The sequence below is a fragment of the Streptococcus sp. DFI.7.26 genome (assembly GCF_022240605.1).
In the GTDB taxonomy this organism is placed as follows: domain Bacteria; phylum Bacillota; class Bacilli; order Lactobacillales; family Streptococcaceae; genus Streptococcus; species Streptococcus xiaochunlingii.
Map to the genome: position 1 here is coordinate 22,569 of NZ_JAKOGN010000001.1, position 13,718 is coordinate 36,286.

General features: G+C 42.9%; 15 protein-coding genes and 1 other annotated feature. Of the genes, 13 read left to right on the plus strand and 2 right to left on the minus strand.

Going from position 1 to position 13,718, the window contains the following annotated elements:
- Positions 1-22: 22 nt before the first annotated feature.
- From L0M85_RS00135 to trpB, 6 genes are all read left to right on the plus strand, one after another.
- Positions 23-757, plus strand: a complete 735-nt coding sequence (locus L0M85_RS00135) for a response regulator (protein WP_073689115.1) — start codon at positions 23-25, stop codon at positions 755-757.
- Complete coding sequence (locus tag L0M85_RS00140; RefSeq protein WP_238655995.1) at positions 754-2,466, plus strand: sensor histidine kinase; 1,713 nt, start codon at positions 754-756, stop codon at positions 2,464-2,466. Before L0M85_RS00135 ends, L0M85_RS00140 begins: the two co-directional genes overlap by 4 nt.
- Positions 2,467-2,856: 390 nt before the next feature.
- Positions 2,857-3,435, plus strand: a complete 579-nt coding sequence (locus tag L0M85_RS00145) for a YutD-like domain-containing protein (RefSeq protein ID WP_238655997.1) — start codon at positions 2,857-2,859, stop codon at positions 3,433-3,435.
- Positions 3,436-3,453: 18 nt separating this feature from the next.
- Entirely contained in the window at positions 3,454-4,542 is a 1,089-nt protein-coding gene (gene rlmN, locus L0M85_RS00150; RefSeq protein WP_006596799.1) for a 23S rRNA (adenine(2503)-C(2))-methyltransferase RlmN, read from the plus strand.
- Positions 4,520-5,053 (plus strand): VanZ family protein, encoded by a 534-nt coding sequence (locus L0M85_RS00155; RefSeq protein ID WP_238655999.1) that lies wholly within the window; start codon positions 4,520-4,522, stop codon positions 5,051-5,053. Before rlmN ends, L0M85_RS00155 begins: the two co-directional genes overlap by 23 nt.
- Before the next feature lie 76 nt (positions 5,054-5,129).
- Positions 5,130-5,364 (plus strand) — a binding site (T-box leader).
- Between the two features lie 119 nt (positions 5,365-5,483).
- Positions 5,484-6,671 (plus strand): tryptophan synthase subunit beta, encoded by a 1,188-nt coding sequence (trpB, locus tag L0M85_RS00160; RefSeq protein ID WP_123160011.1) that lies wholly within the window; start codon positions 5,484-5,486, stop codon positions 6,669-6,671.
- Positions 6,672-6,677: 6 nt separating this feature from the next.
- Here the strand turns inward: trpB and L0M85_RS00165 are convergent, their stop codons facing one another.
- Positions 6,678-7,337, minus strand: a complete 660-nt coding sequence (locus L0M85_RS00165; RefSeq protein WP_238656001.1) for an A24 family peptidase — start codon at positions 7,335-7,337, stop codon at positions 6,678-6,680.
- Positions 7,338-7,490: 153 nt separating this feature from the next.
- Here L0M85_RS00165 and L0M85_RS00170 point away from each other — a divergent pair, with 153 nt between their 5' ends.
- From L0M85_RS00170 to L0M85_RS00185, 4 genes are all read left to right on the plus strand, one after another.
- Positions 7,491-8,018, plus strand: coding sequence for a Dps family protein (locus L0M85_RS00170; RefSeq protein WP_006596795.1), 528 nt, complete (start codon positions 7,491-7,493; stop codon positions 8,016-8,018).
- A 119-nt stretch (positions 8,019-8,137) separates the two neighbouring features.
- Positions 8,138-8,356, plus strand: coding sequence for a YqgQ family protein (locus tag L0M85_RS00175; protein ID WP_238656003.1), 219 nt, complete (start codon positions 8,138-8,140; stop codon positions 8,354-8,356).
- Between the two features lie 38 nt (positions 8,357-8,394).
- Complete coding sequence (locus L0M85_RS00180) at positions 8,395-8,739, plus strand: rhodanese-like domain-containing protein (protein ID WP_125335604.1); 345 nt, start codon at positions 8,395-8,397, stop codon at positions 8,737-8,739.
- A gap of 74 nt (positions 8,740-8,813) precedes the next feature.
- Positions 8,814-9,047 carry a hypothetical protein gene (locus L0M85_RS00185; protein WP_006597131.1) on the plus strand — a complete coding sequence of 78 codons (234 nt, stop codon included), beginning with the start codon at positions 8,814-8,816 and terminating at the stop codon, positions 9,045-9,047.
- A 36-nt stretch (positions 9,048-9,083) separates the two neighbouring features.
- On the opposite strand, the gene L0M85_RS00190 is transcribed toward L0M85_RS00185, so the two are convergent.
- Positions 9,084-9,809, minus strand: coding sequence for a 16S rRNA pseudouridine(516) synthase (locus tag L0M85_RS00190; protein ID WP_238656005.1), 726 nt, complete (start codon positions 9,807-9,809; stop codon positions 9,084-9,086).
- 237 nt (positions 9,810-10,046) lie between these two features.
- Between L0M85_RS00190 and typA the strand changes: the two genes are divergently transcribed.
- The 3 genes from typA (at position 10,047) to murD (ending at position 13,718) form a co-directional block, all read left to right on the plus strand.
- Entirely contained in the window at positions 10,047-11,894 is a 1,848-nt protein-coding gene (gene typA, locus L0M85_RS00195; protein WP_238656007.1) for a translational GTPase TypA, read from the plus strand.
- 22 nt (positions 11,895-11,916) lie between these two features.
- Positions 11,917-12,183, plus strand: a complete 267-nt coding sequence (locus L0M85_RS00200; RefSeq protein WP_238656009.1) for a DUF3165 family protein — start codon at positions 11,917-11,919, stop codon at positions 12,181-12,183.
- A 182-nt stretch (positions 12,184-12,365) separates the two neighbouring features.
- On the plus strand, positions 12,366-13,718 hold the full coding sequence (murD, locus tag L0M85_RS00205; protein ID WP_238656011.1) for a UDP-N-acetylmuramoyl-L-alanine--D-glutamate ligase: 1,353 nt from the start codon (positions 12,366-12,368) through the stop codon (positions 13,716-13,718).

Genomic DNA, 13,718 nt, shown 5'->3' on the forward strand with positions numbered 1-13,718 from the left:
TAAGGGTAAGTAGGTGAAACACATGTATTCAATCATGATTGTAGAAGACGAAGAGCTGGTTCGGCAGGGACTGACTTCTCTAGTGAATTATGAACAGTTTGGGATGAAGGTCATTGACCAAGCGGAGAATGGGCGAATAGCTTGGGAAAAATTTCAAGCACAACCAGCTGATCTTCTATTGACTGATATCAATATGCCACAGATGAATGGCTTAGATTTGGCCCAACTGGTCCGAGAGAAAGCTCCTTCCTGCCATATCATCTTTCTAACAGGCTATGATGATTTTGAGTTTGCTCGGAAAGCCATTCGACTCGGAGCAGATGACTATCTCCTCAAGCCCTTTTCAAAAGCAGATATTGAAGAGATGTTGGGGAAAGTAAAGAATAAGCTAGACGAGGAACGAAAGAAAGCCCAGGTTGAAACCTTGGTGGATCAGGGTCATTCGACAGAGTTGGAAGAGGCTATTCATTCCCGCTTAGCGGATTCCCAATTGACCCTCAAGGATTTGGCTTCTCAACTGGGTTTTAGTCCCTCTTATCTGAGTGTTCTAATCAAGAAAAAATTGGGCCTCCCTTTTCAAGAATACTTGATCCAAGAACGGATGAAAAAGGCCAAACTTTTACTCTTGACGACCGATCTCAAGATTTATGAGATTGCAGATCAGGTTGGCTTTGAGGATATGAACTATTTTTCTCAACGCTTTAAACAAGTAGTCGGTGTAACCCCAAGACAATACAAAAAAGGAGAGCATGAATGAAACGATACCCTTTGCTGATTCAGCTGATTGTCTATGTATTTGTCTTCATTCTCTTACTCTTGGGTTTGGTCGGTAGTCTATACTATCAAACTAGCTCAGCAACCATTGGCCAACTGACAGAGCGGACAACCCGCAATAGTATCGACCAGAGTAGTCAGTTTATCACCTCCTATCTGAAAAAATTGAAGCAGACCACCTCGGTTCTTAGTAAAGAAGAGACCGTTCGTCAGTTTGCTCAAGACAAGGAGGTGAGCCCAGAAGCCGTTCAAAGTCTGATGCGAACCATTATTGAGACAGACCCAGATCTGGTTTCGGCTGTCTTGGTGACTAAGGATGGACGCCTCGTTGCTACGGATTCTCAAATTAGCATGCAAACCTCATCGGATATGATGAACGAAAGATGGTATCAGGAAGCTATCAAGGAGAGGGCCATTCCAGTCTTGACGCCGGCCCGGAAGGAATCCTTGTCTTCAGAGAAGGACAAGTGGGTGATTTCTATCACCCAGGAAGTGGTGGATGCTTCTGGTCAAAATCTAGGAGTTTTACGCCTAGATATTGGTTATCAAAGTCTAGAGGCTTATCTGGATCATCTCCAACTAGGCAAAAAAGGCTTTAGTTTCATCGTCAATCAGAAGCATGAATTTGTCTACCATCCTAAAAAGACAGTCTATTCTTCCAGTCGGGAAATGCAGGCCATGCAACCCTATATTGCTGTCAAGGATGGCTATGCCCAAAAGGGGCAGAACTTTGTCTACCAAATTGCTATACCAGAGAGTGATTGGACCTTAATTGGAGTGGCTTCTCTGGAAGGTCTCCAGATGCTTCAGTCGCAAATGCTCTATTCCTTTATAGGTTTAGGAGTTCTCGTCCTCATCATGTGCTGGATGGGAATCTGGTTCATTCTGCGCTTGTGGATTAAACCCCTACAAGACTTGCAGGCTGTCATTCTGAAAATAGGAGCTGGTGATTCCCACTTACGGGCAACTACCAAGGGATCGCCCGAATTGGTAGATCTTGCTCAAGCCTTTAACCGTATGTTGGATCAAATTGAAAACCTTATGCAATTGGTTAAAGAAGAGGAACAAAACGCACGACGTTATGAACTGCGAGCTCTTTCAGCCCAAATCAATCCTCATTTCCTCTATAACACCTTGGATACCATTGTCTGGATGGCTGAGTTTAATGATGGTCAGCGCGTGGTTGACTTGACTAAGTCCCTAGCCAAATATTTCCGCCTTGCTCTCAATCAAGGACAGGAACAAATTAGGCTTCAGGACGAAATAGACCATGTGCGCCAGTATCTCTTCATTCAGAAACAACGCTATGGAGATAAGTTGAATTATGAAATTTTTGAAGAGGGGACGTTGGGAGATTATCAGCTTCCAAAACTGGTTCTACAACCCTTAGTGGAAAATGCCATCTATCACGGCATCAAGGAGATGGATCGGCCGGGCATGATACGAGTCACTTCGGAAATCAGAGAAGAACAAGTGGTCCTGACGATTTACGATAATGGACGAGGCTTTGCCTTGTCTGAGTCGACAGACCAAACCCTTCTTCGGCTAGGAGGCGTTGGTTTGCAAAATGTGGATCAACGCTTGCGGTTACAGTTTGGGACTAGCTATCATATGGAGATTGATTCTAAGCCTAATAGCTATACGAAAATCACTCTTTATCTACCCCTCACATCACGTGATGAACATTCATAGAGAGAGGGACAGAAATCGGTAATTCGTTAGAATTCGATTTCGTCGTCCCACCTCCGCACAGTTGAGTAGGGCTGTAAAAGCTGATGAAATCAGCGTAGTAGAGCCCATTCAACCACTGCGTCTTGCTCGATAATCCAAAGACAATTGAGAGGCTAGGACTTTTGTCCCAGCCTCCTTTTTACCTTCAAAATGAAAATAGAGTCTTCTAAAAAATTTTCCTTAGTTGAGTACGGACGTTAGGTGAAATTATCCAGATGAGACAGGAAGAAGAGGTAAATTAAATCGTCAGACTTTTTACAGAATCTCTCTTTTCCGTTGAAATTCTATCTAAATATAGGGATTTATGATAAAATAAAGTGTTACAACTAAAGGTATGAATAAAGGAAAGCTATGCGCAAAGAAATATCCCCTGAATTATTTAATTACAATAAATATCCTGGACCGGAATTTCGTCTGGTTGGCAATCAAGTGCTAGCAGAACAATTGACATTTGAACTGGTTGAGAACCAAAATGATGCCTTTGATGCGACGGTCTTTGGTCAGCGTTTTTCAGAGGTTTTAACCAAATTTGATTATATTATCGGTGATTGGAGCAATGAACAGTTGCGTCTACGTGGCTTCTATAAGGACGATCGTCCGGTCACAGATGCAGAGAAAATCAGCCGTCTGGAAGATTATTTACTAGAATACTGTAGCTATGGCTGTGCTTATTTTGTCCTAGAAAATGCAGAACCCCGTCGAGCATCCTTTGACAAAAAATCTTCTCCGAAGCAACAGGAAGAGGGCAACCGTTCTGCTAAGCGTGGGGGTCGTCAAAATCGCCGAAATCGTTCTAAAAATCAGCCACGAGAACGTGAACAAGAGCAAAAACAAAAGACTTCTCAGCCAAAGAAAAAGAACCGTCAGCGGTCTAGAAAAAAAGATGCACAGGGTGAGCAAGAGCGCCACTTTGTCATCCGTCAAAAGTAAAGAGAGAAAAGAGACAAGATGAAACCTTCAATTTATGGCCTGACTCGACAAGAACTGATCGAGTGGGCAGAAGAAAATGGTGAAAAGAAATTCCGAGCTACCCAAATCTGGGAATGGCTCTATCGGAAACGCGTCCAGTCATTTGAAGAAATGACCAACCTATCGAAGGACTTGATTGAAACCTTGAACGACCAGTTCGTGATCAATCCTTTGAAACAACGAATCGTGCAAGAGTCGGCAGATGGAACCGTCAAATACCTTTTTGAATTGCCAGATGGCATGTTGATTGAGACAGTATTGATGCGTCAACACTACGGCTTGTCAGTCTGTGTCACCACTCAGGTAGGGTGCAACATCGGCTGCACCTTCTGTGCATCTGGTTTGATCAAGAAACAACGCGACTTGAACAGTGGGGAAATCGTTGCCCAAATCATGTTGGTTCAAAAATACTTTGACGAACGTGGACAAGATGAACGCGTCAGCCACATCGTTGTGATGGGAATTGGTGAGCCATTTGATAACTACAAGAATGTCTTGAGCTTTGTCCGTACGGTCAATGATGACAAGGGATTGGCTATCGGTGCGCGCCACATTACCGTTTCAACGTCTGGTTTGGCTCATAAGATTCGTGATTTTGCTAATGAAGGGGTTCAGGTCAATTTGGCAGTATCCCTGCATGCTCCAAACAATGACTTGCGTTCTAGCATCATGAAAATCAACCGCGCCTTTCCAATCGAGAAACTGTTTGCGGCGATTGAGTACTATATCGAAACGACCAACCGCCGGGTAACCTTCGAGTACATCATGCTCAATGAAGTCAATGATGGTGTCGAACAAGCCTTGGAATTGGCAGAACTCCTTAAAAAGATCAAGAAGCTATCTTATGTCAACTTGATTCCTTACAACCCAGTTAGTGAGCATGACCAATATAGCCGGAGTCCAAGAGAGCGCGTGATGGCCTTTTATGACACCTTGAAGAAAAACGGAGTCAACTGCGTGGTTCGTCAAGAGCATGGTACGGATATCGATGCCGCTTGTGGCCAATTGCGTTCCAATACGATGAAGAGAGACCGGGAGAAAGCCATTGTTGAAGAAGCTCAACCGTAACAACTGGCTGATAGAAGAAGGGCAATTAACAAATAAAGGAAGACAACTGCTACTAGGTGGCAGTTTCTTCTATTTTGTCCTGCTCTGCCTCATGTGTTTTCTTCCTCAACAGCCTGAACCAGGGATGGAAACACCTGGGATCCAACATTTTGGGCGAGTAGTCGTATTATTGGTCCCCTTTAATTCCCTCATCAATCTAGGTCAAGTGACCAGTCTGGTCCAGCTGATCAAGGTGCTTGTGCAGAATATAGCCAACATCTTTCTTTTATCCCCTTTGGTCTTTCAACTGCTGTGGCTCTGGCCTTGGCTAGGTACTCGGAAACGCGTCCTTTGCTTTAGTCTAGGGATGAGTTTGTGGATTGAGCTCAGTCAGATTGTCCTAGACCTTTTATTTGATTTCAATCGGGTGTTTGAGATAGATGATCTGTGGACCAATACCCTGGGAGGCTACCTAGCCTATCTGTGTTTTAACTGGCTGCAAGCTTCTATAAGTAAGGACAACCTATCTTAGTTTGGTGAAAATCCGAACGATTGAATGCGATTTCAAATTTTAGGTTGACAAAGTCAGAAGCGGGAGCTATAATAGCTTCAAGACATCAGAAAAGTAGAGGTTTTTCTCACTTCCAGGGAGCTTGTGGTGATTGCGAACAAGCAGTGGTGAATCTTGAAATGGGCTGATGCGTTTATGATGATGAATTTGAAACAATAAAAATTCGGTGAGCACACCTTATCGTGCACCCTGTTGCTAGACAGGTCAGAGATGTAGGAGAAGAATAGCTTCCTACAATAGAGGTGGCACCGCGGTATCGAATCGTCCTCACACAGATTTTTCTGTGTGAGGTTTTTTGTATCTCGAAGGAATCTAGTGAGACTGCAGCTCAAAGGCCGGCGAGAGAAAAAATCATAAACAGGATTGAAAATATAGAAAAGAGGACACAATCATGACAGAAACAAAAGGCTATTTCGGACAATTTGGTGGATCTTTCGTACCAGAACCCATTCAAAACTTGCTTGATCAATTAGAGGCAACTTTTGAACAATACAAAAATGACCCAGAATTTATCGCAGAATACAAACATTATTTGAAAGATTATTCTGGACGGGAAACTCCGCTCTACTTTGCGGAAAGTTTGACAGAGCATTTAGGTGGGGCAAAAATTTATTTGAAGCGCGAAGATTTGAATCACCTAGGTTCGCATAAATTGAATAACGTCTTGGGACAAATCCTCTTGGCCAAACGCATGGGCAAAACGCGCGTGATTGCCGAAACAGGAGCTGGTCAACACGGTGTAGCTACAGCAGCTGCAGCAGCTAAGTTCGGCATGGCCTGTGATGTCTACATGGGAGCAGAAGACGTTGAACGCCAACGTCTCAATGTCTTCCGTATGGAAATGATGGGGGCAACCGTTCATGCGGTTGAAACAGGTACAAAGACCTTGAAAGACGCTGTTGATGCTGCGTTTGGAGCATGGATGGCGGACCTTGATGCCTTTTACGTTTTGGGTTCTGCTGTTGGTCCTCACCCTTACCCAACCATTGTGCATGAATTCCAAAAGGTGATCAGTGAAGAATCTAAACGCCAAATCTTGGAAAAAGAAGGGCGTTTGCCAGACTATGTCATTGCCTGTGTCGGTGGGGGATCCAATGCCATTGGTGCCTTCTCCCAATATGTAGGTGATGAAGAAGTCAAATTGGTCGGAGTTGAAGCGGCAGGACATGGTTTGGACACAGACCAGCACGCAGCGACCATGACCAAGGGGACTGTTGGAGTTGTCGATGGCATGAAGACCTATGCTGTCTTTGGCGAAGATGGAAAAGTAGCGCCAGTGTACTCTATCTCAGCCGGTTTGGACTACCCAGGGGTTGGTCCAGAGCATGCTTTCTTTAAAGACTCTGGTCGTGTCGAATATGTAGCAGCGACAGATGATGAAGCAGTTCAAGCGCTTCTTCTTCTCAGTAAGACAGAAGGAATCCTCCCAGCCATCGAAAGCTCACACGCGATTGCAGAAGCGGTTAAACGCGCTCCACAATTGGACAAAGATAAGATCATCATCATCAATGTTTCTGGACGAGGGGACAAGGACGTAGCTGCTATTGCAGATTATCTAGAAGCGAAAGCTACAAAATAAGAAATCTTATCTGCTAAAAATTGTAAAAAAGAGTAAAGCATGATAACTCAGAAAAAGACAGGGAACGAAAGGAATCCGGTCTTTTTCTTTTTTAAAGAGAAAGACCAGGAGACCAATGAGGGAAGCCCCTTGTATGATTAGGAGGACTTGGACAGATGAGAAGGTCAAAGAAAAAGTAGCCAGTAAGAGAAAGTCCCCTGCTCCAATGCCAATGGAGTAAAGACAAGATAGAATTCCTAAGAAGAGAAAGACTCCCATTAAGAGGGTAGGACCGGTGCAAAGTAGGCAAAGAGTGTGGAGTATTAGCCAGAGAAGGAGAGGGTACTCCATGGAGCGCAAATCATAGATAGCCAAAACACAACTGCCAAGCAGAAGCAGGAGATGAGGGATGGGAAGAAAGCCCTGATAGCATAGCAAAAAAAGGAGGCCACTCCAGCCTTCAAAAAGGGCATACCAATAAGGAAGGGGGCTCTGGCAGTAGCGACAACGGAATCGAAAAAGGACTTGTGAGAGAATGGGAATCAGGTCCAGAGGTCTTAAGGTCTGTTGGCAATGATCGCAGTGGCTTCTCGGACAGATGATGGAGCTTTCTGGAAAGCGGTCGATCACAAGCCCTAAAAAGGAGGCGATGCAGGCACCGATTGTAAAAAAATAAAAGTTAATCATACTTATATAATTCGTAAAAAAGATGACGAATAACGATTAGAACTGAAACAATTTTCTAACTTTTCTTATTTAAGCATTTTCTCTTGCATTTCTTAATTAGAAGGATTATAATATAACTAAATTAGAATAATTCTAAAAAAGGAGAATTTAGTTATGACAACAATTAAAAAAGAAGCAGCAAAAGACGTAGCAACATTTGCAACTATTAGCGAAGTAAGCAAGAGCTTAACCGATACAAAAGCGGTTTTGAATCAAGTGGTGGCAGACCTTTATGTCGCTCATATTGCCTTGCACCAAGTACACTGGTATATGCGTGGTCGTGGCTTCCTCGTATGGCATCCAAAAATGGATGAGTACATGGAAAGCTTGGATGCGACTCTTGATGAAGTGAGTGAACGCTTGATTACCTTGGGTGGTGCCCCATACGCCAGCATGGTTGAGTTCTTGGAACATAGCAACATCCAAGAAGAAAAAGGTTCATTCGAGCGCTCTATGGAAGAAAATTTGGGACGTGTCCTTTCTATCTTCCGCTACTTGGTAAGTCTTTATCAAAAAGCCTTGGATATCACAGATGCTGAAGGAGATGACGTGACCAACGATATCTTTGTTGGTGCAAAAGCTGAATTGGAAAAACATATCTGGATGATTGCCGCTGAATTAGGACAAGCACCAGGTTTGTAATCTGAAACTAAACAAACGAGCCTTCCTTGCTTGGGAGGCTCTTTTTTGGAGGAGATTTTTCCTGTAAATAAAACAGGGACCATCTTGAAAATACTTGAAAGATTTGATAGAATAAGCACATGAAAACCCTGTACGATGTTCAACAATTTCTGAAAAAATTTGGAATCATCATTTATGTCGGAAAACGGCTTTACGACATTGAATTGATGAAGATTGAATTGAAAAGGATCTATGACGCTGGGCTGATGGAAAAATTAGATTATCTAGAAGCAGAAGCTATCTTACGTAGAGAACACGCACAGGAATTACGTTATTTAGAAGAGGAAAAAGAAAAGTGAATGTAACAAGTGTTTTAGTATGGTTGATTGTTTTAGGGATGTTTGGCTGGATGGGCTACAATTACTTCCGTATCCGTCGGGCTGCAAAAATTGTGGACAATGCAGAGTTTGAAGAATTGATCCGCAAAGGCCAATTAGTGGACTTGCGTGATCCGAATGAATTCCACGCTAAGCATATTTTGGGAGCTCGAAATATTCCATCTAACCAATTAAAAGTGAGTTTGGCTGCCCTTCGCAAAGATAAGCCAGTCTTGCTCTATGAGAACAGTCGTGGGTCCCGTGTGACCAATGCGGCCCTCTTCTTGAAAAAACAGGGTTACAAAGATATCTATATTTTGTCCTATGGTTTGGATTCATGGGATGGAAAAGTCAAGACGAACTAAGATTAAGGAACATTTTGATAAAGACGTTGATGTGTCATAATATAATGATATTAATGTTAAGGGGGATTTAGAAATTGCAAGAAAAGAACAATTCCTCATTTGTTATGGGTATCATATCTATTATTGTTGCCTTTATATTTCCATTGTTAAGTATTATTTTTGGTATTTTAGGTTTGGCCTTGGCTATTTTAAATCAAAACGAGTCTGGACTAGACTATACGACAGAAAAAATTCTCTCTATTGTAGGGATTGTGCTTTCTGTAATTTTCTGTCTCATGTTTATCTCACAACTTTCGGGAATTAATTAAAACAAAAAAAGCTTTAAAACTAAAGCTTTTTTTGTTTTATCCACTTTTCTCTAAGTAGTTTTTAATGATTTTCAATTCTTCTTGATTCAAGGGCCGGTATTGACCTTCTGCTAGCTCTGAATCTAATGTAAAATCCCCGAACTGAACTCGTTTTAAGGCAGTAACTTTGACCCCAATAGCTAAAAACATCTTTTTTACCTGATGAAATTTCCCTTCAGATAGGGTGACAAGGGCCTGGCTTTCGGTAAGGCTGGAGCTAAGGATTTCGAGTTTAGCGGGCTTGCATTTTCTCCCATCTAAGAAGGTGATTCCTTCTTGAAATTCCTCTATATGAGCGGGTTCGAGAGGGCCGTTGACTGTTGCCGCGTATTCTTTTTCGATATGGTATTGGGGATGAAGGAGTTGGAAACCTAGAGGTCCATTGTCTGTGATTAGGAGGAGGCCAGTTGTATCCCGATCTAGTCGACCGATAGGATAGGTCTTGGGAGTCCGGTCTTCTGTTCGGAGGAGGTCCAACACTGTAGGATGTTGGGCATCCTTGGTAGCCGTTACTAGCCCTTGGGGTTTATGGAGAAGAAAATAATGATGGGAACAGTCGGTAAGGACCTGATCCTTCCAGCGAACTTCTTGGAGACCTGTATCGACATTTTGGGATAATTTTGTTGCAGCAAGTCCGTCGACCAGGATCTGCCTTTTAGCCAGGCTCTGTTTGATTTCCTTGCGGGGAATTTGGTAGTGGGCCAGTAATTGATCTAATCTCATAAAAGACAGGATAGCATGAAATGGAGAGAATCACAAGTATTCGGAAAAAGGATGAGGAAAAGGGATAAAGAGGTGAAAGATTTTCATGAATAGAGTGGTTAGGAGTGGGAATGGGAAAGAAGGTTTTCGAAAGAAAGCATGAAAACATTTACACTTATCTGAGTTATGCTATTTGCTTAAAATTGTGGTATAATCGTTCAGTTAGAAAATAAATTTTTGAATATAACAGAGGAAATCATGACAAAATTAAGAGAAGATATCCGTAATATCGCGATTATCGCCCACGTCGACCACGGGAAAACAACCCTCGTTGACGAATTATTGAAACAATCTGAAACTCTTGACGCACGTACAGAGTTGGCAGAGCGTGCTATGGACTCAAACGATATCGAAAAAGAGCGTGGAATCACTATCCTTGCGAAAAATACCGCAGTTGCCTACAACGGGACTCGTATCAACATCATGGACACACCAGGACACGCGGACTTCGGTGGAGAAGTTGAGCGTATCATGAAAATGGTTGACGGTGTTGTTTTGGTCGTAGATGCCTACGAAGGAACCATGCCACAGACTCGTTTCGTATTGAAAAAAGCCTTAGAACAAGACCTTGTGCCAATTGTTGTAGTCAACAAAATCGATAAGCCATCTGCTCGTCCAGCAGAAGTAGTAGACGAAGTTTTGGAACTCTTCATCGAGCTTGGTGCAGATGATGATCAGCTTGACTTCCCAGTAGTCTATGCTTCAGCAATCAACGGAACATCTTCATTGTCAGATGATCCAGCTGACCAAGAAAAGACCATGGCGCCAATCTTTGATACCATTATTGACCACATTCCAGCTCCAATCGATAACTCAGATGAGCCCCTTCAATTCCAAGTGTCACTCTTGGACTACAATGATTTCGTTGGTCGTATCGGTATCGGACGTGTCTTCCGTGGTACTGTTAAGGTCGGAGACCAAGTTACTCTTTCTAAATTGGATGGTACAACCAAGAACTTCCGTGTGACAAAACTCTTTGGTTTCTTTGGTTTGGAACGTCGTGAAATCCAAGAAGCTAAGGCTGGTGACTTGATTGCCGTATCAGGTATGGAAGACATCTTCGTTGGGGAAACCATCACTCCAACAGATGCAGTTGAAGCTCTTCCAGTTCTTCACATCGACGAACCTACTCTTCAAATGACCTTCTTGGTCAACAACTCACCATTTGCTGGTCGTGAAGGGAAATGGGTGACTTCTCGTAAGGTTGAAGAGCGCTTGCAAGCAGAATTGCAAACAGACGTTTCTCTTCGTGTAGATCCAACGGACTCACCAGATAAATGGACAGTTTCAGGACGTGGGGAATTGCACTTGTCAATTCTTATTGAAACGATGCGCCGTGAAGGATATGAGCTTCAAGTATCTCGTCCAGAAGTTATCGTTAAAGAAATTGACGGTGTGAAGTGCGAGCCATTTGAGCGCGTGCAAATCGATACTCCAGAAGAATACCAAGGATCTGTTATCCAAAGCCTTTCTGAGCGTAAGGGTGAAATGTTGGATATGATTGCAACAGGTAACGGTCAAACTCGTTTGGTCTTCCTTGTTCCTGCGCGTGGTTTGATTGGATACTCAACTGAGTTCTTGTCAATGACACGTGGTTACGGGATCATGAACCATACCTTCGACCAATACTTGCCATTGATTCCAGGAGAAATTGGTGGACGTCACCGTGGTGCCCTTGTTTCGATCGATGCTGGTAAGGCTACAACCTACTCTATCATGTCTATCGAAGAACGTGGTACTATCTTTGTTAACCCAGGTACTGAGGTTTACGAAGGAATGATCATCGGTGAAAACTCTCGTGAAAATGACTTGACTGTTAATATCACGAAAGCAAAACAAATGACTAACGTTCGTTCAGCTACTAAGGACCAAACAGCGGTTATCAAGACTCCTCGTATCTTGACACTTGAAGAATCACTTGAGTTCTTGAATGACGATGAGTATATGGAAGTAACGCCTGAATCAATCCGTTTGCGTAAGCAAATCCTCAACAAGGCAGAGCGCGAAAAAGCAAACAAAAAGAAAAAATCAGCTGCAGCTGAATAAGAAATAAGAAAGGAGTGACAAAATGGTTTATTTAATTATAGGTATTTTGATCCTCCTTTTTTACCTTTTTGCAGCTCCAAAGAGCATTAGAGGAACTCTGAATGTAGTAACTCTGGTCGTATTATTGGTCTCTTTGGTCATCCTGCTTTGCTTAGCGATTTTCCAAATTTTCCAATTGCCTTCAGAATTTTTTGTGGGCGCCTTCCTTGCTTTTGTAGGCTACCTGGCCCTTGTTGATATTTCGCGATTGCCGACCAAGACTTCTAAATGCTTGGATAAATCAGATTAAACAGGAGAGCGTATCTCCAAAAATAGAGTTGTTGTGATATAAAATCATGGCGACTCTTTTTTTTATGAAAGATGATGAAGCGGTCATTTTTGTATGTGTTGCTTCTTTTGCTGTCTTAAGGCTTTTTAAATTGTCTAAAAAAGGGTAAAATAGAAGGTGAACAAATTGGAGAGAAAAAAGCTATGAACGTCATTGAAACATTTAAAAATAAAAAAGTCCTTGTTTTAGGATTGGCTAAGTCTGGAGAATCTGCAGCTCGACTACTCGATCGCCTAGGAGCTATCGTAACAGTGAATGATGGCAAAGCATTTGAAGAAAATTCTGCAGCTCAAAGCTTGCTGGAAGAAGGGATCAAAGTCGTAACAGGAGGACATCCTCTGGAACTCTTGGATGAAGACTTTGCGATGATGGTGAAGAACCCTGGAATTCCTTACACGAATCCTATGGTTGAACGGGCTCTTGAAAAAGGCATCCCTGTTTTGACGGAAGTTGAATTGGCCTACCTCATTTCAGAAGCGCCCATCATCGGAATCACTGGTTCAAATGGGAAAACAACCACTACTACCATGATTGGAGAAGTATTGACTGCTGCTGGACAAAATGGTCTCTTGTCTGGGAATATTGGGTTTCCAGCTAGTCAAGTCGCTCAAACAGCGACAGCTAAAGACACATTGGTGATGGAATTGTCTTCTTTCCAATTAATGGGGATTGAAGCCTTCCATCCAGAAATCGCGGTCATCACCAATCTCATGCCGACACATTTGGATTACCACGGATCGTTCGAAGCTTACGTAGCTGCAAAATGGGCGATTCAAAAGAATATGACGGCCAAGGATTTTGTGGTACTAAACTTTAATCAGGATCTAGCCAAAGACTTGTCTCAGCAAACACAGGCTACTGTGGTACCATTTTCAACCCAAGAAAAGGTAGACGGAGCTTATTTAGAGGATGGGGTCCTTTACTTCCGAGGTGAAGCCGTTATGCGAGCAGACCAAATCGGAGTACCAGGTAGTCACAATGTAGAAAATGCTTTAGCTACTATTGCAGTGGCTAAACTTCGTAGCATTGACAATCAAACTATCCAAGAAACCTTATCAGCCTTCGGCGGGGTGAAGCACCGCTTGCAGTATGTAGCCGAGATTGAAGGGGTGAAGTTCTACAATGATAGTAAGTCCACCAACATTTTAGCTACTCAAAAAGCCTTATCTGGCTTTGATAACGCTCATGTCATCTTAATCGCTGGTGGCTTGGACCGAGGCAATGAATTTGATGAATTGGTGCCAGATATTACCGGTCTTAAAAAGATGGTCATCCTTGGAGAGTCTGCTGAACGGGTGAAACGGGCAGCGAATCAAGCGGGTGTGGCCTATCTAGATGCGATGGACGTGGCAGACGCAACGCGCAAAGCTTTTGAATTAGCCGAACCGGGCGATATCGTCTTGCTTAGTCCAGCCAATGCCAGCTGGGACATGTACGCGAATTTTGAAGTGCGGGGCGATGAGTTCCTAAAAACAGTAGAAGAGTTGAAAAAATAA

Excerpts from the sequence above, each read along its gene's own strand:
- L0M85_RS00170 (WP_006596795.1), top strand. The coding sequence starts at position 7,491 with ATGACAACAATTAAAAAAGAAGCAGCAAAAGACGTAGCAACATTTGCA.
- L0M85_RS00180 (WP_125335604.1), top strand. The coding sequence starts at position 8,395 with ATGTTTGGCTGGATGGGCTACAATTACTTCCGTATCCGTCGGGCTGCA.
- L0M85_RS00200 (WP_238656009.1), top strand. The coding sequence starts at position 11,917 with ATGGTTTATTTAATTATAGGTATTTTGATCCTCCTTTTTTACCTTTTT.
- L0M85_RS00175 (WP_238656003.1), top strand. The coding sequence starts at position 8,138 with ATGAAAACCCTGTACGATGTTCAACAATTTCTGAAAAAATTTGGAATC.
- L0M85_RS00145 (WP_238655997.1), top strand. The coding sequence starts at position 2,857 with ATGCGCAAAGAAATATCCCCTGAATTATTTAATTACAATAAATATCCT.
- trpB (WP_123160011.1), top strand. The coding sequence starts at position 5,484 with ATGACAGAAACAAAAGGCTATTTCGGACAATTTGGTGGATCTTTCGTA.
- L0M85_RS00190 (WP_238656005.1), bottom strand. The coding sequence starts at position 9,809 with ATGAGATTAGATCAATTACTGGCCCACTACCAAATTCCCCGCAAGGAA.
- rlmN (WP_006596799.1), top strand. The coding sequence starts at position 3,454 with ATGAAACCTTCAATTTATGGCCTGACTCGACAAGAACTGATCGAGTGG.
- L0M85_RS00165 (WP_238656001.1), bottom strand. The coding sequence starts at position 7,337 with ATGATTAACTTTTATTTTTTTACAATCGGTGCCTGCATCGCCTCCTTT.
- L0M85_RS00135 (WP_073689115.1), top strand. The coding sequence starts at position 23 with ATGTATTCAATCATGATTGTAGAAGACGAAGAGCTGGTTCGGCAGGGA.
- typA (WP_238656007.1), top strand. The coding sequence starts at position 10,047 with ATGACAAAATTAAGAGAAGATATCCGTAATATCGCGATTATCGCCCAC.
- murD (WP_238656011.1), top strand. The coding sequence starts at position 12,366 with ATGAACGTCATTGAAACATTTAAAAATAAAAAAGTCCTTGTTTTAGGA.
- L0M85_RS00140 (WP_238655995.1), top strand. The coding sequence starts at position 754 with ATGAAACGATACCCTTTGCTGATTCAGCTGATTGTCTATGTATTTGTC.